At 68.8% G+C, this 18,953-nt stretch carries 16 protein-coding genes; 9 read left to right on the forward strand and 7 right to left on the reverse strand.

Annotated elements, in window-relative coordinates; genetic code table 11:
* Nucleotides 1-134 precede the first annotated feature (134 nt).
* Together Pmi06nite_RS09010 and Pmi06nite_RS09015 are read left to right on the forward strand one after the other, a co-directional pair.
* A complete protein-coding gene (locus Pmi06nite_RS09010) occupies nt 135-1,427 on the forward strand; it encodes a PP2C family protein-serine/threonine phosphatase (protein WP_203952444.1) in 1,293 nt (430 codons plus the stop codon).
* Nucleotides 1,428-1,766: 339 nt separating this feature from the next.
* The gene (locus Pmi06nite_RS09015) at nt 1,767-2,051 is read left to right on the forward strand and encodes a hypothetical protein (protein WP_203952445.1); all 285 of its coding nucleotides are present in this window, start codon (nt 1,767-1,769) and stop codon (nt 2,049-2,051) included.
* Here Pmi06nite_RS09015 and Pmi06nite_RS09020 read toward each other — a convergent pair.
* On the reverse strand, nt 2,048-2,488 hold the full coding sequence (locus Pmi06nite_RS09020) for a sigma factor (protein WP_203952446.1): 441 nt from the start codon (nt 2,486-2,488) through the stop codon (nt 2,048-2,050). The genes Pmi06nite_RS09015 and Pmi06nite_RS09020 overlap by 4 nt on opposite strands.
* Nucleotides 2,489-2,746: 258 nt before the next feature.
* Between Pmi06nite_RS09020 and Pmi06nite_RS09025 the strand changes: the two genes are divergently transcribed.
* The 3 genes from Pmi06nite_RS09025 (at nt 2,747) to Pmi06nite_RS09035 (ending at nt 7,802) form a co-directional block, all read left to right on the forward strand.
* A complete protein-coding gene (locus Pmi06nite_RS09025) occupies nt 2,747-3,457 on the forward strand; it encodes a helix-turn-helix domain-containing protein (RefSeq protein WP_203952447.1) in 711 nt (236 codons plus the stop codon).
* A gap of 91 nt (nt 3,458-3,548) precedes the next feature.
* Nucleotides 3,549-4,361: an alpha/beta fold hydrolase gene (locus Pmi06nite_RS09030; protein ID WP_203952448.1), complete on the forward strand. Its 813-nt coding sequence runs from the start codon at nt 3,549-3,551 to the stop codon at nt 4,359-4,361.
* A 348-nt stretch (nt 4,362-4,709) separates the two neighbouring features.
* Nucleotides 4,710-7,802, forward strand: a complete 3,093-nt coding sequence (locus Pmi06nite_RS09035; RefSeq protein ID WP_203952449.1) for a lamin tail domain-containing protein — start codon at nt 4,710-4,712, stop codon at nt 7,800-7,802.
* 62 nt (nt 7,803-7,864) lie between these two features.
* On the opposite strand, the gene Pmi06nite_RS09040 is transcribed toward Pmi06nite_RS09035, so the two are convergent.
* From Pmi06nite_RS09040 to Pmi06nite_RS09060, 5 genes are all read right to left on the reverse strand, one after another.
* Nucleotides 7,865-9,202 carry an outer membrane protein assembly factor BamB family protein gene (locus tag Pmi06nite_RS09040; RefSeq protein WP_203952450.1) on the reverse strand — a complete coding sequence of 446 codons (1,338 nt, stop codon included), beginning with the start codon at nt 9,200-9,202 and terminating at the stop codon, nt 7,865-7,867.
* A 25-nt stretch (nt 9,203-9,227) separates the two neighbouring features.
* Nucleotides 9,228-10,007, reverse strand: coding sequence for an MBL fold metallo-hydrolase (locus Pmi06nite_RS09045; protein ID WP_203952451.1), 780 nt, complete (start codon nt 10,005-10,007; stop codon nt 9,228-9,230).
* A 27-nt stretch (nt 10,008-10,034) separates the two neighbouring features.
* Complete coding sequence (locus Pmi06nite_RS09050; RefSeq protein WP_203952452.1) at nt 10,035-10,874, reverse strand: alpha/beta hydrolase; 840 nt, start codon at nt 10,872-10,874, stop codon at nt 10,035-10,037.
* Nucleotides 10,875-10,893: 19 nt separating this feature from the next.
* Nucleotides 10,894-11,718: an alpha/beta fold hydrolase gene (locus Pmi06nite_RS09055; RefSeq protein ID WP_203952453.1), complete on the reverse strand. Its 825-nt coding sequence runs from the start codon at nt 11,716-11,718 to the stop codon at nt 10,894-10,896.
* A gap of 81 nt (nt 11,719-11,799) precedes the next feature.
* The gene (locus tag Pmi06nite_RS09060; RefSeq protein ID WP_203952454.1) at nt 11,800-14,538 is read right to left on the reverse strand and encodes a helix-turn-helix transcriptional regulator; all 2,739 of its coding nucleotides are present in this window, start codon (nt 14,536-14,538) and stop codon (nt 11,800-11,802) included.
* Between the two features lie 123 nt (nt 14,539-14,661).
* Between Pmi06nite_RS09060 and Pmi06nite_RS09065 the strand changes: the two genes are divergently transcribed.
* The 4 genes from Pmi06nite_RS09065 (at nt 14,662) to Pmi06nite_RS09080 (ending at nt 17,992) form a co-directional block, all read left to right on the forward strand.
* A complete protein-coding gene (locus Pmi06nite_RS09065; protein WP_203952455.1) occupies nt 14,662-15,552 on the forward strand; it encodes an alpha/beta fold hydrolase in 891 nt (296 codons plus the stop codon).
* A 65-nt stretch (nt 15,553-15,617) separates the two neighbouring features.
* On the forward strand, nt 15,618-16,256 hold the full coding sequence (locus tag Pmi06nite_RS09070) for a class I SAM-dependent methyltransferase (RefSeq protein WP_203952456.1): 639 nt from the start codon (nt 15,618-15,620) through the stop codon (nt 16,254-16,256).
* 117 nt (nt 16,257-16,373) lie between these two features.
* Nucleotides 16,374-17,372, forward strand: coding sequence for a sigma-70 family RNA polymerase sigma factor (locus Pmi06nite_RS09075; protein WP_203952686.1), 999 nt, complete (start codon nt 16,374-16,376; stop codon nt 17,370-17,372).
* Between the two features lie 56 nt (nt 17,373-17,428).
* A complete protein-coding gene (locus Pmi06nite_RS09080; protein ID WP_203952457.1) occupies nt 17,429-17,992 on the forward strand; it encodes a dihydrofolate reductase family protein in 564 nt (187 codons plus the stop codon).
* 49 nt (nt 17,993-18,041) lie between these two features.
* On the opposite strand, the gene Pmi06nite_RS09085 is transcribed toward Pmi06nite_RS09080, so the two are convergent.
* Complete coding sequence (locus Pmi06nite_RS09085) at nt 18,042-18,533, reverse strand: hypothetical protein (protein ID WP_203952458.1); 492 nt, start codon at nt 18,531-18,533, stop codon at nt 18,042-18,044.
* Between the last annotated feature and the right edge of the window lie 420 nt (nt 18,534-18,953).

Consider the following 18,953-nt stretch of genomic DNA (forward strand, 5'->3'; position numbering starts at 1 on the left):
TGTGGTCCCGGAGGCGAAGGCCGGCCCCTGATCGGTGCAGCCGACCGGAGAATGCCCGCGTATCGCTCTGGCGCCTGTGCGACGGTCGATCACAGGTGTGGTCCGGGCGAAGAGTCGAACTAGAGGCGGTCTTGGTGGCTGTGGTTTCATCGGTGGTGCGGAATCCCAAGAGGCTGGCGGCTGTGCGGGCCACGGGTCTCCTCGACACCGACCCGGAACCTCAGTTCGATCAGTACACGCGACTGGCGGCCCTGACCACGAAGGCCCCCCGGGCGTTCGTGTCGATCGTCGACGATCGGCACGCGTTCTGGAAGAGCACCATCGGCTTCGGGGACCTGGCGGTGGCGGATCGGCAGTACCCCGTACAGGGGACCGCCTGCCAGGTCCTGATCGCGACGAATCAGCCGTTGATCGTCGAGGACGTCGCCCGCGATCCTCTGATCCGGGACCTGGCCATGGCGGAACGCTGGAGCATGGGCGCCCTGGCCGGTCATCCCGTGCACGGTCCCGGCGGTGAGGTCCTGGGCGGGTTGTGGGTCATGGACTCGGCGCCCCGGGCCTGGTCGGAAACCGAAGTCCTGGTGCTTTCGACTCTGGCCCAGGCGATATCGGCCGAGATCGCGCTCCGCGACGCACTGAGCCGCGCGAACCGCCACGTGAGCCTCCTGCAGGCGGCGGGAAAAGTCTCATCGGAGCTCGCGCAGACACTGCAGCGAAGCCTGTTGCCGCCGCTGATTCCGAAGATGCCGGGCATCGATGCTGCCGCCTCGTTCATTCCGGCCGCAGGCGGCGTGATCGTCACCGGGGATTTCTACGATCTGTTCCCGACGGGGGGCTCCCGCTGGTGCGCCGTGTTGGGTGACGTCTCCGGCCACGGTGTGTCGGCCGCCCAGATCACCGCACTGGCCAGATACACCATCCGCGCCGACGCGCTCAACACGCTCTCGCCGAGCAGAGTCCTGGAACAGCTCAACCAGGCGTTGCTGGCCCAGCGAATCCCCGACGAACGTTTCCTGACGGCGGCGTGCGCCATCCTGCGGCCGGAGGAGGACGCCTTCACGGGCCTCCTCACGACCGCGGGGCACCCTTCAGTGCTCCTACGGCGGGCCGACGGCTCCGTGGAGTCCCGATGGACGTCCGGCACCTTGCTGGGTCTGTTCGAGGACGCCGACCTCGGGCAGGACCGCTTCACCCTCCGGCCGGGAGACGCGCTGGTGATGTATTCCGACGGGGTCACCGAGGCGCACATTCCGGACGACTGGGACCTGTTCGGAGAAGGACGTCTCATCAAGCTGCTCTCCGAGTCCGCCCATCTGGACGCCGAAGCCCTGGTGAAGCGGATCAGCGACGCCGCCTTGCACCACAGCCGCGGACACATGATCGACGACATGGCCATCTTGGCGCTTCGCGTCCCGCCGCCCAGCTGACACCCGACCGATCTTGCTCAGGCGAGAAGCATCCACGGGCTCGGGATCTCCTCGATCAGGAAAGCGAAGGCGGTTCAGTCCGGCTTGGCAGCGCCGGGACTCTCGCAGTGGGGACCAGGCCGAAGGGTCCGGTCACAGGTCCTGAGGTCGCCCCGTATCGGACTGGTAACAACATCTCGCCCTTATGTGAACCAATGCGTACTGTCGCGATCCATGAGACCCCCCATTCCCCTCATGTCCCTTGCGGTGCTCCTCGCACTGGCCGGATGTGGCTCTGACGCGACCGCTGAGGACGCGCCCTCCGGTGCGCCATCCGTTGTGGTGGCGAGCATCGCTTCCGTGACCGGGCTTCCGCCGATGCCGGACGAGGAAACGGAGGCGAAGTACATCAAAGCTCTCGACGTGATCGACCCGGAGATCGTGGGCGACCAGGACGAGACCGAGGTCGTGAATCACGGCCGCGACCAATGCGTCTCGGTCAAGGAATGGCCGAAGGAACAGGCGAAGCTCCTCGAGTTGACGGCCAAGCGCTTCAAGGCGCCCGGTCACTCTGACGGGTTCGGCGCCACGAAGAACAAGCTGATCCTCGCGGCGGTGCGGAAGTACCTCTGCCCCAAGTACTAGCTCCCTATATGCGAAAGCCCTGCTCGGGGGCAGGGCCGTTCGGCCTTGCGGGGCAGAGGGAGGCGCTCGGCGATCGTGGGGGTCGATGCCGTCGCCACCGTCTGGTCAGCCAGGACGAGTTCCGCGACGAGGCGGTCCGATCCCGCCTGAGCGTGATCGGAGGGCCTCGTCCGACGAACGCGGCCCGAGTCGTACAGCCATGGCCGTACGGCTCCACGCGACACGTCGAACCGCGAGCGCTTGCGGAAAGCGGCGAGAAAGGTCTCCGTAGCCAGGTCGTCGGCGACGTCCGCGCCGAGACGCCGGGCGATGTAGCGGTGGATCTCAGTGAAGTAGCGGTGGAAGATCTCGGCGAACCGTTCGGGCTCATGCCACGACGACTCGATCACCGCGACGTCGGATGGCGGCGCGGCCGCCACGTCGTGGCTCGTATTCATAGGAGTCCTCTGAAGCCGGGGGTCGGTCACCCCGTTCTCATCCGAACCACCCGAATCCCTTCACGCAGGCCCGGCGGCGGACGGGAGCGGCTCCCCGAACGCCTGCCCGCGAACCCCGACCAGGTGGCAGAGCCTCCCAGGTCAGCCTGAGCCGTGCCCTCGACGGGGGTGGGCCGACATAGGGTTTGACGAGCGAACCGGGGGTGACGGGTCTCGTGCCACACCGCCTGCTCACCGGCGCCGATGGAGCGAGGGGGAATGACGCGGATGGGCTTGGAGGTCGAGAGTCGATCGTCCGATTCGCCGTACATCGAGCGGGTGTGGCGGAGCCGCAGCCACGGCGTCGACCGGATGACGTCGATCGCGACAGCGCATTGGGATCTGGTCTTCTGGGAGCACCGCGGTCAGGTCAGCGCGTCTGTTCAAGGGCCGGAGTCGGGTGCGGGTCCCGCCCCCGTCCCCGAAGACACCACGTTCTTCGGGATCAGCTTCTCGCTCGGCACTTCGATGCCACATATCCCGATCAACCAGCTCGTAGACGGTTTCGCCGAGATTCCCGATGCGACGCACAGATCGTTCTGGCTGAAGGGTTCCGCTTGGCGCCTTCCCGACTACGAAAACGCCGAGGCGTTCGTACAGCGGATGGTGCGTGAGGATGTTCTGGTCCGCGACCCGATCGTCGCCGCGGTGCTACGTGGCACGTCGCCGGACGTGTCCGAACGCACCATCCAGCGGCGCTGCGTGGCGGCGACCGGACTCACCCGCGGCGCCATCCGGCAGATCAACCGAGCCAGGCAGGCGGCGGTCCTGATCCAGGAGGGCGTGCCGGTCCACGACGTGATCCACCGGCTCGGATACTTCGACCAGCCGCACCTGGCGCGGTCGCTGACCCGTTACATCGGGCGGACCGCCACGCAGTTGAGCGATCGGGATCCGTCGGAGCCGCTGTCGCTTCTGTACAAGACCTGAGCACCCGGTCCCGCCTAGCCTTCCAATCGCACGGAGCACTCGACCGGCTCGCCGCTCCTCGCATATATCGAGACAAACCTGGAGATCAGCCATGAACACCGTCACCTCCAAGGACGGCACCCTCATCGCCTTCGAACGCCACGGCGAGGGCACGCCCTTGATCCTTGTGGACGGCGCCTCCTCCTACCGGGCGTTCAACCCGCTCGGAGCCCAGCTCGGCGATCTGCTCGGCGCGTCCCACACGGTCTACGCGTACGACCGCAGGGGTCGCGGAGACAGCGGTGACACCGCCCCCTTCAGCGTGGAGCGCGAGATCGACGACCTGGCGGCGCTCATCGCCGAGGCGGGCGGAACGGCCCACGTTTGCGGCTTCTCCTCGGGCGCGGTGCTCGCCCTGGACGCGGCCGCCGCCGGGCTGCCCATCACCCGGCTGGCCGTGTACGAGCCCCCGTTCGTGGTCGACGACAGCCGCCCGGCCGTACCCGACGACTACCTGGAGCGCCTCGACGCGCTGCTGGCCGAGGGGCGTCGTGGCGACGCCCTGGAACTGTTCTTCACCACGCCGTGCGCCTTCCCCGCGGAGATGGTCACCGGAATGAAGGACGCTCCGATCTGGGCCGCGTTGGAAGCGATCGCCCCGACGCTGGCCTACGATGGCCGCTTCATGGCGGACACGATGTCCGGCCGTCCGCTTCCGCGCGACCGTTGGTCCTCCGTCTCCGTTCCCACGCTCGTGATGTACGGCGGGGCGACCGAGCCCTGGATCGTGAGTGCCGCCCACGCGATCTCCGACCTCCTCCCCCAGGCCGATCTGCGCGACCTGCCCGACCAGACGCACTCTGTCACCGCCGAAGCCCTGGCCCCCGCGCTGGCCGCCTTCCTGGCCGACGGAGACCGCGCCTGAGCCTGCGGGGCATTCTGAGCACACATCACGACCGAGTCACCCCGTTCCCGACGACAGGCCATCCACCCGCCGTCCAAACGATCTGGTGAACGAGAAGGCCCCTGACGGCGCATCGCCCGTTCAGGGGCCTTCTTTTCGGGGTTCTCCCCCGCGGGATCAGCGAACGCCCACCCATTGTTCGCTCAACATTTATGTCCTATTTGCCGAGGTGCCCGAGGCTGCTGTGCGAGTACTGCCCGGCGTCTGCTGCGGCGACCTGCGAAAAGGACATCAACGTTGCATAAGAATTGGCGTGCGCCAATCAAATTGATAATCGCGTTCCTGACCGCTGCACCGTTTCTCGTCGCGGTGTCGCCCGCCTCGGCGGACGATCTGGCTCCCTCCACCGTGAAGATCAACGAGGTCGAGTCCAACGGCGGCACGCCGGGCGACTGGGTCGAACTCGTCAACACCGGCACGACTCCCGTCGACGTGTCCGGCTGGATCGTCAAGGACAACGACGACTCTCACGCGTACACGGTCGCAGCGGGCACCACGATGGCCGCCGGCGCCTACTTGGCGCTCGACGTCGAAGCGGCCTTCGGGCTGGGCGGCGCGGACTCCGCCCGCCTCTACCTGGCGGACGGCACCACGCTCGCCGATTCCTACACGTGGACCGCCCACGCGGCGACGACCTACGGCCGATGCCCCGACGGCAGCGGCGCGTTCGTGATCACCGCATCCTCCACCAAGGGCGCCCCGAACGACTGTGGCAACCCCTCGGCGGCCGTGAAGATCAACGAGGTCGAGTCCAACGGCGGCACGCCAGGCGACTGGGTCGAACTCGTCAACACCGGCACGACTCCCGCCGACGTGTCCGGCTGGATCGTCAAGGACAACGACGACACCCACGCCTTCACCATCGCGGCCGGCACGACGGTGGCAGCCAAGGGCTTCCTGGCACTCGACGTCGACCCGGTCTTCGGACTCGGCAGCGCCGACTCCGCCCGCCTGTACCTGCCCGACGGCACGACGCTGGTCGATTCCTACACATGGACGTCTCACGCGGCGACGACGTATGGCCGGTGCCCCGACGGCAGCGGTGCGTTCATGACCACAACGTCGTCCACCAAGGGCGCCCCGAACGACTGCGGTGCGCCGTCCTCGGTAGTGAAGATCAACGAGGTCGAGTCCGACGGCGGCACGCCGGGGGACTGGGTCGAACTCGTCAACACCGGTACGGCTCCCGTCGACGTGTCCGGCTGGATCGTCAAGGACAACGACGACTCTCACGCGTTCACGGTCGCGGCGGGCACCACGATGGCCGCCGGCGCGTTCCTGGCGCTCGACGTCGATCCGGTCTTCGGGCTGGGCGGGGCGGACTCCGCCCGCCTGTTCCTGCCGGACGGCACCACGCTCGCCGATTCCTACAGTTGGACCGCCCACGCGGCGACGACCTATGGCCGGTGCCCCGACGGCAGCGGTGCGTTCGTGACCACAACGGCATCGACCAAGGGCGCTGCGAACGCGTGCCCCGGTCAGGTTTCCGCCTCGCCGTGGCCGGGCGGCGCCGCGGTGGCCACCGCCGACGACGCCAACGTGTTCGGCACCAACATGAGCGGCCTGGCCTACGAGGCATCCGGCGACGCGACGCACGGGGTGCTCTGGGCGGTGAAGAACGGCCCCGGCACGCTGTACCGCCTGGAGTGGGACGGCACCAGGTGGACGCCCGCCACGACCGACGGCTGGAACGCGGGCAAGGCGCTGCACTACCCGGACGGCACCGGCGATCTCGACTCCGAGGGCGTGACCCTGACCGGAGCCGGTCCGGCCGGCGGCGTGTTCGTCTCGACCGAACGCAACAACGCCAACAGCGGCGTCAGCCGCCCTGAGGTGCTGCGCTTCGACCCGGCCGGTACGGCGACCAGCCTCACCGCCACGAAGGAGTGGAACCTCACCGCGGACCTGCCGGCGGTGGCCGCGAACAGCGGCCTGGAGGCGATCTCCTGGATCCCCGACTCGTTCCTGACCTCGCACGGCTTCCTCGACGAGCACACCGGCGCGGCCTACGACCCGGGCGCCTATCCGGGCCACGGCGACGGCCTGTTCTTCGTCGGCCTCGAAGCGAACGGGACCATCTACGCCTACGCGCTCGACCAGACCGGCAGCGGATTCACCCGGGTCGCCACGATCGCGAGCGGGTTCCCCAGCGTGATGGACCTCGAATTCGAGCCCGAGACGAACCACCTCTGGGCGGTCTGCGACGACACCTGCAACGGCCGCACCGCGACCCTCGACATCGACGCCGGCGGGAAGTTCGCCGTCACCGACGTGTACGAGCGGCCGGGCACGATGCCCAACCTCAACAACGAGGGCTTCGCGATCGCGCCGCAGTCGGAGTGCGTGGACGGTCACAAGCCCGTCTTCTGGTCCGACGACAGCAACGACGACGGGCACGCGCTGCGCGGCGGAACGCTCAACTGCACGGTGCTCGACCTCGACGCGGACGACGACGGCGTCAACGACGACGTGGACGTGACGTTCCCGCCGGGTACCTCGAAGGCGGACGACCCGACCAACGAGACGTTCTCCGACGCGCTCGCCGGCGGCACCACGTCGGGCAAGATCCTCGGCCGCGGCGGCCGCACGCTCACCATCTCCGACGTGCGCGACCCCGCGGGCGTACGGGTGAAGGCCGGCGCAGGCTCCTCCGCGGCGCGGTTCCAGTTGGCCGGCAGCGGCGCGACGATCGCGCTGGGACAGGGCTCTTATGAGGTCACCGGCTCGGCGAAGACCACGACGATCACGACGGTCGACGGCGAGCAGGCTGTCGTCACGGTGAGCGTGAACGGCACCCCGGTCACGCTGACGATCGCCGAGGGCGGATCGGTCACCTACACCGAGGTGTCGGCCAACGGCAAGGTCACCGGGCTCACCGGCATCCAGCAGACCGGGACCGTCGACATCCGCGCGGACGGCGTGCCCGTGACCGCGTGCGCCGGCATCGCGATCCAGAACGTCGTCGTCGCCACGACCGGCAACAACCAGATCTCCGGTACCGGCGGCAACGACCTGATCCTCGGCCGAGGCGGCAACGACACGGTCACCGGCAACGGCGGCAGCGACTGCGTCGTGACGGGCAGCGGCAACGACCAGATCACCACGACCGGCGGCGACGACTGGATCGACGCGGGCGGCGGCAACAACGTGGTCCGCGCCGGTGGCGGCGCGAACACCGTGACGACCGCCTCAGGCAACGACCAGATCACCACCGGCGACGGCGACGACACGGTCAACGCCAGCGGCGGCAACAACACGGTGACGACCGGCGGCGGCGACGACACCATCGCGACCGTTAGCGGCAACGACACCATCGACTGCGGTGCCGGCTCGGACGCGGCACAGGCCGGTGGCGGCAACAACACCAACGTCGGCAAGCGGTGCGAGACCTTCAAGGCCTGACACCGGTCGACTGAAAAAGCAGGGCCGGCCGACGTGGCCGGCCCTGCTTTTTCAGCAGCGGATCAATCCGTGACGATCAGCAGCCGGTCACTGGGGAGATTGAAGATCCGGGTGCCGCTCCACCTGATGCCGACCACGCCGTCACGGGCCTGACTGACGGCCAGGGTTCCGGACGTGGAGTCACCGCGGGACGGCGGCCGGTCCGGCAACCTCATCGAATGCAGCAGCCGCCCGGTGTGCACGTCCAGCACGAGGAGATCGGTGCGCCCCTCCCGGGGCTGCCCTGTCCGTTCCGGCAGGGGCTGCCGCACGACGTACACCTTGTCATCGACGATCACGGGACCGCCGAGGCTGTCGCCCTCGCCGGGCTCGTACGACCACATCGGCCGCCCGTCGCTCAGGCCGTATGCCTGAAGGGGGTCGGACAGGGTCCGGCCGGCCGTGGCGAACGTCAGCAGCACGCCGCTTCCCGCGTCCACCGTCACATGGTCGTCCGGGATCCGCAGCGTGCGGATCGCGGGCTTCGGACCGGAGACGTCGACGACCGCGCCCTGACCGTATTGCTGCCAAAGAGCCGTGGCCAGAGTGTGGTCGTCGGCCGGCTGAAAGTCGTTCAGACCTTGGGGAAGCCGCCAGCGCTCGGTGCCGCGTCCCGCGTCCAGTGCGATGAGAGAGACGGCGTCGCCACCACACCGCTGGGGTGCCACGAGCACTCCAGGCATCGCGTAGCGGACTCCGGACCTCCACTCGCATCCCTCGGGGGCCATGGCCGTCCACAGGAGGGTGCCGTCATCCTCCGAGAAGGTGTCCAGCCGGTGCCGATTCGCGGTCACGACCCGGCCGCCCGTCACCCGTACGTCGTCGAAGGCCTCCGAGCCGCCGTCGTACGATGCCTCGGCGTGCCAGCGCGGTCGCCCACTGCGAAGATCGATGCCGACGACCACGCCGTCCGTCCACCACACGGCCACGGCGCCGTCCGCGAAGCTCACCTCGCCCACTTCGGCGCCGTCGCGGCCGTAGCGCCAATAGTCCTTTCCGGTGCGCAGATCCCGGGCCACCACCCCGTCGCTCGACGGGTCGATCGTGAGGCCCCCAAGGACGCCGTAAGTGGCGGAGGTGGCCCGCATCACCTGGCTGGGCGCAGACGGCGCCCCGGTCCCCAGCGCCGTCGGGAACGCCCCCTGGGCGCCGCTGATGTGTTCGTGGAATCGCGTCAGGTGCGTCCAGATCTGCCAGCCGGAGACGGCCAGTGCCAGCGCGGCGACGACGATCAACGGCCCGCGTGCCGCACGCAGGGCACGTCCGGCCCGTCCCCGCACACCCACCGGCCGCTCAGGCTCCGGCGTCTCCCCGTGGTCCTGTCGAACCCGGCCGTCAACGTGATCCGCTCCCTGCGACATGACCATGGACTCTAGGGCCTCGCGATCACACGCCGGTAGGAGTTCCCGGCTCGAGCCAGCGGACGACGGAACGAGAACCGGGATCGGCAGCCAGCGTGCTGCGCAGGTGTTGCGGTGGTTCGGAGAAGTGTGACCAGCCGTCGTAGTGAACGGGAACCGCCACACGCGGTCGTGACAGGGCGAGGAGTTCGACGGCGTCCCCGCTGTCCATGGAATAGCGCAGAGGGCCGGTCTGCGGGAAGCGGACGCCGCCGAGGTGGAGGAGCAGGACGTCGACGTCCAGCCGTCGCGCGACCCGGCGGAGCGGCCGGTTCAAAACGGTGTCGCCCGTCATCCACACCGCGACGCCCGGCCGGTCGCCGACGGCGAGGGCGAACCCGACCACGGCTCCGGCGACGGGTCGGCTCAGGGGTGGCCCGTGCCGGCAGGGGGTGGCGGTGACCGTCAACTGCGGCTTGCCCGGAGCGGTGAGGCGCGTCGTCCCGCCTGCCGCGAGACCGCGGACGTCGGGCAGTGCCAGACGTCGCGCCCCCGGCCTCGTTGTCACGACCGTGGTCGCGCCGGGGAGCAGGGCCCGGCCGAGGTCGTCGAGGTTGTCGGCGTGGTGATCGTGGCTGAGCAGAACGACGTCGACGGGGCCGACGTCCTCGGCCGCCACGGCGGGGCCGCGCTGTTTGACGGACGAGGTGCCCCACCCGAATCCATACCGTCGTCCCGCCGGGTCGAAGGTGGGGTCGGTGAGGATGCGCCAGCCGTCGAGTTCCACCAAGACGGTGGGCCCGCCCACGTGGGTGAGGATCGTCATGGGCGGGCCCACCTTCTTCCACATGGGTCAGGATTCCGCGTGGGTGTCGCGAGGGGAGGACGTCGCGTGCTCCAGGGCCCAGGCCAGGCCGTAGTCAGCCACGGCCTCCCATCCGGGCGCGGCACAGGTCCAGTGGTCACGGCCCTCGAACTCGTGATACTCCGTGACTGCGGGAGACTTCTCATAGTGCTTGGCGTTCGACTTGTTCACCGACGGCGGCATGATGTGGTCCTTCTCGCCGCCGATGAACAACAGCGGAGCACGGTCGGCGGAATAGTCGACCCACGTGTCCTGGTGTCCAGGCTTGAAGTTCGCGAACAGCCCGTACTCCCACACCCAGTATCCGGGTGCCGCGATGGCGTAGCGGTCCCACGCCCTGCGGGACTCGTCCTCGGTGAGGGTGTTGGTGAAGGCGTAGTGAAACTCTTCGGGCGTGAAGCCGACGGCCTTGTGGCGGTTGGCCGGGTTCTTCAGCGCCGGGAAGAGCGACTTCGCCTGAGACAGCGGGTTGACCCGGACTCCCTCGGTGGGTGCGGAGTCGATGACCACCCCCGCGGATCCCAGCCCGCGGGCCAGGAGCAGTTGGGTGAGCGTGCCCCCGAAGGAGTGACCCATGATGATCGGCGGGGTCGGGACCGATTCGATGACGCCGGCGAGGTGGTCGAGGGTCTCGTTGACGGTCAGTTTGGCGATGACGTCTGGATTCTCGCGGAGTGCCTCGACTTCGATCTCGAAGCCCGGGTAGGCGGGGGTGAGCACGGTGAGGCCCTTGGCCTCGTAGTGCTTGACCCAGTTCTCCCAGCTGCGGGGCGTCACCCACAGGCCGTGAACGAGTACCACGGTATCGGGACGAACGGTGTGGTTCATGAGTGCTCCTTTCGGCGGATCAGGCGTCGATGAACGCGAGCAGGTCGGTGTGCAGGCGGTTTCGGTCGGTGTCGGGCAGAGCGTGCCCGCTGCCCTCGTAGACCTTCAGGACGGCGCCGTCGATCATCTCGGCCGACCGCTTCCCTCCGACCTCGAACGGCACGATCTGGTCGTCGTCGCCATGGACGACCAGGGTGGGGACGTCGATCTTCGCCAGGTCCGGCCGGAAGTCGGTGGCCGAGAAGGCCGCGATGCACTCGTACGCGGCCCGGTGCCCGCACGCCATGCTCTGCAGCCAGAACGCGTCCCGGAATCCCTGGTCGACGTCCTGCCTGCGGTTGTGCCCGAAGAACGGGCCGTCGGCCAGATCGCGGTAGAGCTGGGACCGGTTCGCGGCCTCGCCCGCGCGGATGGCGTCGAAGGTCTCCGGCGGCAACCCCTCGGGGTTGTCGCCGGTGCGCAGCATCAACGGCGGGACGGCCGACACCAGGACCACCTTGGACACGCGACTGGTGCCGTGCCGGCCGATGTAGTGGACGACCTCCCCGCCACCGGTCGAGTGACCGACCAGGGTGAGGTCGCGCAGGTCGAGGTGTTCGATCAGGCAGGCCAGGTCGTCGGCGTAGGTGTCCATCTCGTTGCCGTGCCAGGTCTGCGACGAGCGTCCGTGGCCCCGCCGGTCGTGGGCGATCGCACGGTGCCCGTTCCTCGCGAGGAAGAGGGCGGTCGCCTCCCAGGCATCGGAGTTGAGCGGCCAGCCGTGGCTGAGCAGAACCGGGGATCCGTCGGTCCCCCAGTCCTTGTAGAAGATCTTGGCTCCGTCGTCGGCGGTGACGTGGGGCACCGTGGCCTCCTTTGGCTCGATGGGTGAATCGAGCGTGCCGCCGGTGCCCCCTCTCGTGGACCACGTGATCCACGTAGTCGGTCAGCCGTCGGCGGCGTCCAGCCTGTCCGCGAGCTGACGCCGCGAGGAGATGCCGAACTTCTGGAACACCTTGCGCAAGTGGTAGTCGACCGTGTTCGCACTGATGAAGAGGTTGACCGCTATCTCCGCATTCGTATGCCCGACCGCCGCCAGCCTGGCGATCGTCGACTCCTGAGTGGTCAGATCGGGTGTCCCGGAGTCGGTGTGGGCCACCGGCTTCGCTCCGACGGCCTCGAGTTCCGCCTTGGCCCGCGGGAGGAACATATGTGCGCCGCTGTGTTCGAAGTGCTGGACCGCCAGCTGTAGCTGCTCGCCTGCTTCACGGCGACGTCTCATCCGCCTCAACCACTCGCCGTAGAGCAGATACGCACGGGCGAGGTCGATCTCCGCACCCGTTTGCCCAAGCGTCTGGATCGCCGCCACGAAGTGGGGTTCCGCCGCTGAGTCGTCGCTGGTCAACGCTTGAGTGCGTTCGGCGACTCCACGGCACCACAGGGAGTCGTTCGCCGCGGCCCGGTCGACGAGGAGGTCGACGTACGGCTGCGCCTCGGGTGCGTGTCCGCTCCGGACCACGGCTTCGACGAAGTCGGGGTACTGAGTGGGCGTCACCTGCAGAAACGGGTCCTGGACCAGCGGCTTGAGGCGGTCGTAGGCGTCGCGGTAATTGCCTTCGGCGAGGTTGCGAAGCCCGACGGCCCCGATCGCGGTGGCGCCGACACCACCGAAGCCGGCGGCGTTCGCACCGTCCGCGATGGCGAGGACGACGTGGCGCGGCGAACCGGTCCACGCCATCAGGGCGGCGTTGATCACGTTCTCCGCGTCGTAGCCCATCGCAAGCCGTACTTCGCGGACTTGTTCGATGGCCTCCTCGGCCCGTCGCACGGTCCCACCGGTCAGCTCAGACAGCGAAGTGGTCCACATCAACACGTCGAGGGCCTGCAGCGCCCCGGCGTCGCGGGCCGCCGCGGCAGCCCGTGCGAGCCCGGCCCTGCGACCAGCGTCATCCCACAGGAAGGTTCCCAGCGCTGCGATCGCCGAGCCCATGTGCATCATCTCGCGGTCCGGCAGCTTCACGATCGCCTCGAAGGCTGCCCTGGCACGTGGAACCGCCTCCGCGTAGGGCCGCAGGATGAGTGCCCCGAGGCCAGCCAAGATCGTCGATCCCACTCCGCTCCCCGACTTCGACGCGGCCTCGATGCGCCGGCCCAGGGCGTGCTGCGAGATGCCCTTCATGAGCCGGTCGGCGACCGTACAGGATTCGAAGGCCTTGAGGAGTGTCCGTTGTTCACGTTCGGTGTCGAGTCCGTGGAACTCGTCCGCGGCACGGACGAGTTCGGCCGCCGCAGGCAACACCACGGCCGGATCCGCCGTGAACGTACCGAGCGCACAGCGAACGACGATCATCCGCCCGCGATCGACGCGATCGGCGGAGCCGGCGTCGACCCTCTCGAGCAGCTCGTGGGCTATCTGGGCGGCGCCCACGGCGAGCGCGGCCTCTGCCGCGCCGACCAGGCGCGAGTCCTTGACGCGGCCAGGCGGGGTCAGCTCCGCTGCACGGGTCAGAATGCTCGCCCGGGACGCGAAGCCGCCACGACGCGCGGCGAGGTCTGCCGCGTGCTCCAGCCGGTCGGCCACGTGCGCGTCCGTTCCCAGCGTGGCCTTCGCGGAATGCCATGCCTCGAGCTCGACCATCCCGTGCCGGTCCGCGGCCCTGGCCAGGGCGCGGTGTGCTCGCCTGCGGTCCGCGCCCGATGCGGCGTTGTAAACGGCGGATCGCACCAACGGGTGCCGGAACCGGACCGTTTCCCGCAGCTCCACCAGCCCGGCGGCCTCGGCCTGATCCAGCACGTCCTCACCGAGACCCATCGCGTGTGCCGCGGACGTGATGAAGTCGATGTTCCCCGTGGTGTCCGCGGCGGCCAGCAGCACCCACTGCTGGACCTCGTCGCCCGTCTCCCGCACCCGCCGCGCATAATGCGCCTCGAGACGACGGCCCACCGGGATCGGATCGTTGCCGAGGCCCAGGCCGCCGAGCTCCTGCGCGGACAGGCCTTCGGCGAGATCGATGAGCGCGAGCGGATTCCCTCCCGTGGCCCGCGCGATCGCGGCCGCCGAGGCCGGGTCGATCGGAGCGGCGAGCGACCTGCTGAGAAGAGCCGTGGCCGACTCCTGATCGAGCCCGCCGAGCGCCAGCTCGGGAACACCGCCCATCCGCGCGGCGACGGTTTCCTCATCCCTGGCGGCGAAAAGCATCGCGACCGGCTCGACGGCGATACGCCGAGCCACGAAGGCCATGACGTCCAGGCTCTCCTGGTCCAGCAGGTGTGCGTCATCCACAGCACACACGACGGGCGTCTCGGCGGCGGCCGCGGCAAGGAGACCGAGCACTCCCAGCCCCACCAGGAAGCGGTCGGGTGGCGGGCCCTCGGCGATGCCCGAGGCGACCTCGATCGCCTGCTGCTGGCGGTCGGAGAGCGCGGGTAAGTGCTCACTCAGCGGGATGGTCAGCCGCTGGATGGCCGCGAAGGGGAGCGTCATCTCCGACTCGAAACCGTCGAGCCGGAGCAGTGACAATCCGGCCGCGCCGGCAGCGGACGCCTCGAGCAGCGCCGTCTTGCCGATCCCCGGTTCTCCGGTGATCAGGAGTGATCCGCCGCGACCGTTTCGCGCATTGCCGAGCAGGAGACCCAACCGCCTCCGCTCGTCATCCCGGCCGAAGAGCCCAGCGATTCTGATCATGTGAACGACGTTAGGCCTCGCACTCGGACAGCACCAGCGCGGGAGGACTACGAACATCACGTGGTCCGATGATCGCTCCCGCCGGCCAACGATGTGCGGGTCCCATCGACTTGAGGAGTCCCCATGGCATCCCACAACTCCCACTCCGGCGCACCCCCGCGCTCCCGCCCGCGTCGCCGGTTGCTCGGGACGATCGCCGGCGCCCTGGCCACTGTTCTTATGGGCGGGCTCGCTCTCACCGGGCCGACCACCTCTGCGAACGCATCCTCCGGCCCCCTCACCGTCGCCGGGCAGACGCCTCGAACGTCATCGGCGAAGCCGACGATCGTCCTGGTCCACGGCGCCTTCGCCGACGCCGGCGGCTGGAACGCCGTCGCCGGCCGGTTGCTCGCGGCCGGCTACAAGGTGGTCGCGTTCCCCAACCCGCTACGTGGACCGCAGGCGGACGGCGAATACCTCCGTCAGTTCCTGACCGGCGTCGACGGTCCCGTCGTGCTCGTCGGCCATTCCTACGGAGGGGTTGTGATCAGCAACGGCGCCACCGGAAACCCGAACGTCAAGGCCCTTGTCTACGTGGCGGCCTATGCCCCGGACGCGGGCGAGAGCGTCGCTGCCGCAAACACGCTGGGCGGTGGCCACACCGACGTGACCGACCATCTCATCGTGCGGCCCTACCCGGGTGCCGCCCCCGGAGACGGGGATGCCTACATCGATCCGGCCTACTTCCATAACCTGTTCGCGCAGGATCTTCCGCGGAGCACGACCGGCGTCATGGCCGCTACCCAGCGGCCCGGCGCGCTGGCGGCGCTCGTCACGCCATCCGGTCCACCGGCGTGGAAGTCGGTGCCGAGCTGGTACCTCGTCGCCCGGCAGGACAGGATCATCCCGCCCGAAGCCGAGCGGGTGATGGCGAAGCGAGCCCGCGCCACGACCGTTGAGATCGACAGCTCACACGTCGCCATGATGAGTCACCCCGACGTGGTGACGAAGTTGATCCTTCGGGCCGCCCGCTAGCCGGTGGAATCACGACATGACGGCTCAGCCGGCCGACGCGCGACGAGGCACTAGAGTCGTCCGCCATGACCGAACCCCCCTCGTATCTGACTGCGACCGCGGAGGCTTACGACGACGTCGCCGTCCTCTACGCCGAGTTCACCCAGGGTGCGCTCGACCGCCTGCCGCTGGACCGCGCGATGTTCGCCCCGTTCGCCGAGCTCGTGCGGGCCGCCGGTGCCGGGCTTGTCGCCGAGCTCGGTTGCGGCCCCGGATATGTCACAGCGCACCTGCGGGACCTGGGGCTGGACGCCTTCGGCGTCGACCTGTCGCCCGTGATGATCGGCCTTGCCCGTGAGGCCTACCCCGGCCTGCGCTTCGAGGTCGGTTCGATGGATGCCTTGGACCTCGCCGACGGCGAGCTGGGCGGCATCGTGTCCTGGTACTCCATCATCCACACTCCGCCGCAGGAACTGCCGCCGTACTTCGCCGAGTTTCGCCGCGTACTGGCTCCGGATGGCCACATCCTGCTCGGCTTCTTCGAATCCGAGGGCGACCCCGTGGTGGTATTCGACCACAAGGTGACGCCGGCCTACCGATGGCCGATCGACGACCTGGCCGAACTGGCGCGCAAGGCAGGGTTCGTCGAAGTCGGACGAATGCTCCGTGAGCCTCTCGAGGATGAGCGGTTCCGCCGAGGCCACCTGCTCATGCGCAGACAGTAGACGGAGTCCCACTCGTCGAAGTCCCGATGGTCCGGCCGAGCCGTTCGGCGACGGCTCGGCCGGACCCGGCGCGAGAGGCGCGTGCACGCGGAACGTGCCCGTACCCGCCATCTCGCTGTGGCCCTCTCCCTCAGTGCCGCATCGCGAGCCGCCCGAGCCGTACACCATGATGGATCCGTGGACTTCGAGCCTTACCGGGGTGAGCTGGTGGCTTACTGCTACCGGATGCTGGGCTCGTTCCATGAGGCCGAGGACCTGGTCCAGGAGACCATGCTGCGGGCGTGGAAGGCTCGCGACCGGTACGACCACACGCGCGCGACCGTACGGACCTGGCTGTACCGGATCGCGACCAACGCCTGCCTGACCGCGCTGGAGGGACGTGCACGGCGTCCGTTGCCGTCCGGGCTCGGCGCGCCGAACGACGACACCGAGGCTCCGCTCACACCGGCCTTCGACATCCCCTGGCTGCAACCGTTTCCCGACGTACGGTTCGACACAGGGGTGCGGGCCGACATGCGGCTCGCGCTGGTGGCGGCCATGCAGGTCCTGCCGCCGCGGCAGCGGGCCGTACTCGTGCTCCGCGAGGTGCTGGAGTTCAGTGCCGCCGAGGTCGCCGCCCAACTGCAGACCACGGTCCCGGCCGTCAACAGCGCTTTGCAGCGAGCCCGCGCCGCCCTCGCGGACCAGGGTGACATGGGAGAGGTCGCCGAGCCGGACGATCCCGAGGTGCGCGCGGTGATCCAACGGTACGTGCGGGCGTTCGAGGCGGCCGACGTCCCCGCACTCGTGCGGCTTCTCACAGACGATGCGGTCCTGGAGATGCCGCCGGTGCCACTGTGGTACCGGGGCAGCCGCGACTACGGCCTGTTCATACGCCGCGTGTTCGAGATGCGCGGGACGGGATGGGGCATGAGGCCTCTCACCGCGAACGGGCAGCCCGCGCTCGCCGCGTACGCGCCGGAGCCCGGCGGGGGGCGTCGGCTGCACACTCTGCAGGTCTTCACGATCACCGGCGGCCGCGTCGCGCGCAACGTCGTGTTCGCTGATCCAGCCGTGTTCGATGCCTTCGGCCTGCCCGAGCAGATTTCCTCCGACGAGGTTCGCCAGGCGCGATGAGTCAGGCCGATGCCGCCAGTACGTACAGGTGAGCATCGACCGAAAGGGCATCCATCGTGAGCGTCATCGTCATTGAGTTCATCACCATGGACGGGATCGTGTCCGACCCGGACGGGCGGGGGGGCACGCCGACCGGCGGCTGGGCGTTCCGGCACGGCCCCGAGACGGTCGCCGGGGACAAGTTCCGGCTGGGAAACGTGCTGGACGACGGGATCATGCTGCTGGGGCGTACGACATGGCAGCTGTTCTCCCGGCTCTGGCCGATGCGCGACGACCCGTTCTCCGTTCAGATGAACGCAGTGCCGAAGCTGGTCGCCTCCCGTACGCCGACCGACACGTCGGCATGGGCGAACTCGCGGGTCATCGACGGCGACCTTCTCGATGCCGTCAAGCGCGAGAATCGCGATGTGATCATCGCGGGGAGCCTGAGCGTCGTGCGGGCACTCATGGCCGCGGACCTGATCGATGAGTACCGGCTCCTGACCTTCCCCACGATCCTCGGCACCGGCGAGCGGCTGTTCCCCGCCGGCAGCCCGCCCGCGTACCTGGAGTGCCTGTCGGCCGAGCGGGTCGGCGCCGCCGTCCTCGCGCGATACAGGAGGGCAGACAATGCAACGTGAGGTCCCCGTTTCTCACGTTGCATCCAACGTCGTCAGGAATCGGACACCGTTAGGAAATGAGGGGCGATCCGGTGACGTCCCAGGTGGCAGGGGACTTGCCGTCGTCGGCGATGTCGTAGGTCACCGTCGCGTCGGCGCTCCAGCCCCCGCGCAGGGTGCTGGTCGTGTCCACGAGGTAGATGTAGGGGCTGGAGCCGTCGGCGTGGGCGTTGAGCGAAGAGGCGAGCTCATGCGACAGGCTTCCCTTGCTCACGTCAGAGCGTTCCAGGCGCAGCTGAACCTTGATCGAGTTGAAGCGCTTGCGACTCGCCTTGGTATCCCAGCTGCCCCACTTCACATCTGCGGTGGCGCGCGGCCGGCCGCCGGGGCCGGTGCGGCTGACGCACAGGTTGATGGTCATCGACTGATCGGCCTTGCCGGGGAGGTTGAAGCTCTTACTGCTGGACCTGCACGTGGACGCGGCCTGCGCGTGTGACACGCCCAGCGCGGCGACTCCCATCAAGGTGGCCGCCACGATACTGGTCGCTGCGATTATTTTCATGATCATTACGCTCCGTCCTGCTGGTATACAGGTGTCTTCGAGACAGACAGTCGTGCTGCGGATGGGTTGGCGGCCGGCGCCATCTCGCTGATCGCGGGCTTCCCCCGGGGCGTGGACACCTGGTTCGTGCAGCCTTGAGCCGATCTTCATTGACGGCCGGGGGCAGGTTCCCTGGAGCCGCGCCCTCTAAGATCACCAACCGGCTCGAACCTATGTGCCAGAAGGAGACGCCTGATAGAGGCGGATGACTAATCCGGAGAACGCCCAGACTCGGTGCGACGTAAGTCATTTGACTCAGTCGACGGCCGGATTCGGAGTCCTCACCCGTTGCCCGGACCACGTCCCGCCGAGTGACGTGCCTCCAGCCGATCATGCGGGGTCGGCGAGCATGATCGTTGTGACCGTGACGCGGCCAGGCCG

The sequence above is a fragment of the Planotetraspora mira genome (assembly GCF_016863275.1).
GTDB lineage: Bacteria > Actinomycetota > Actinomycetes > Streptosporangiales > Streptosporangiaceae > Planotetraspora > Planotetraspora mira.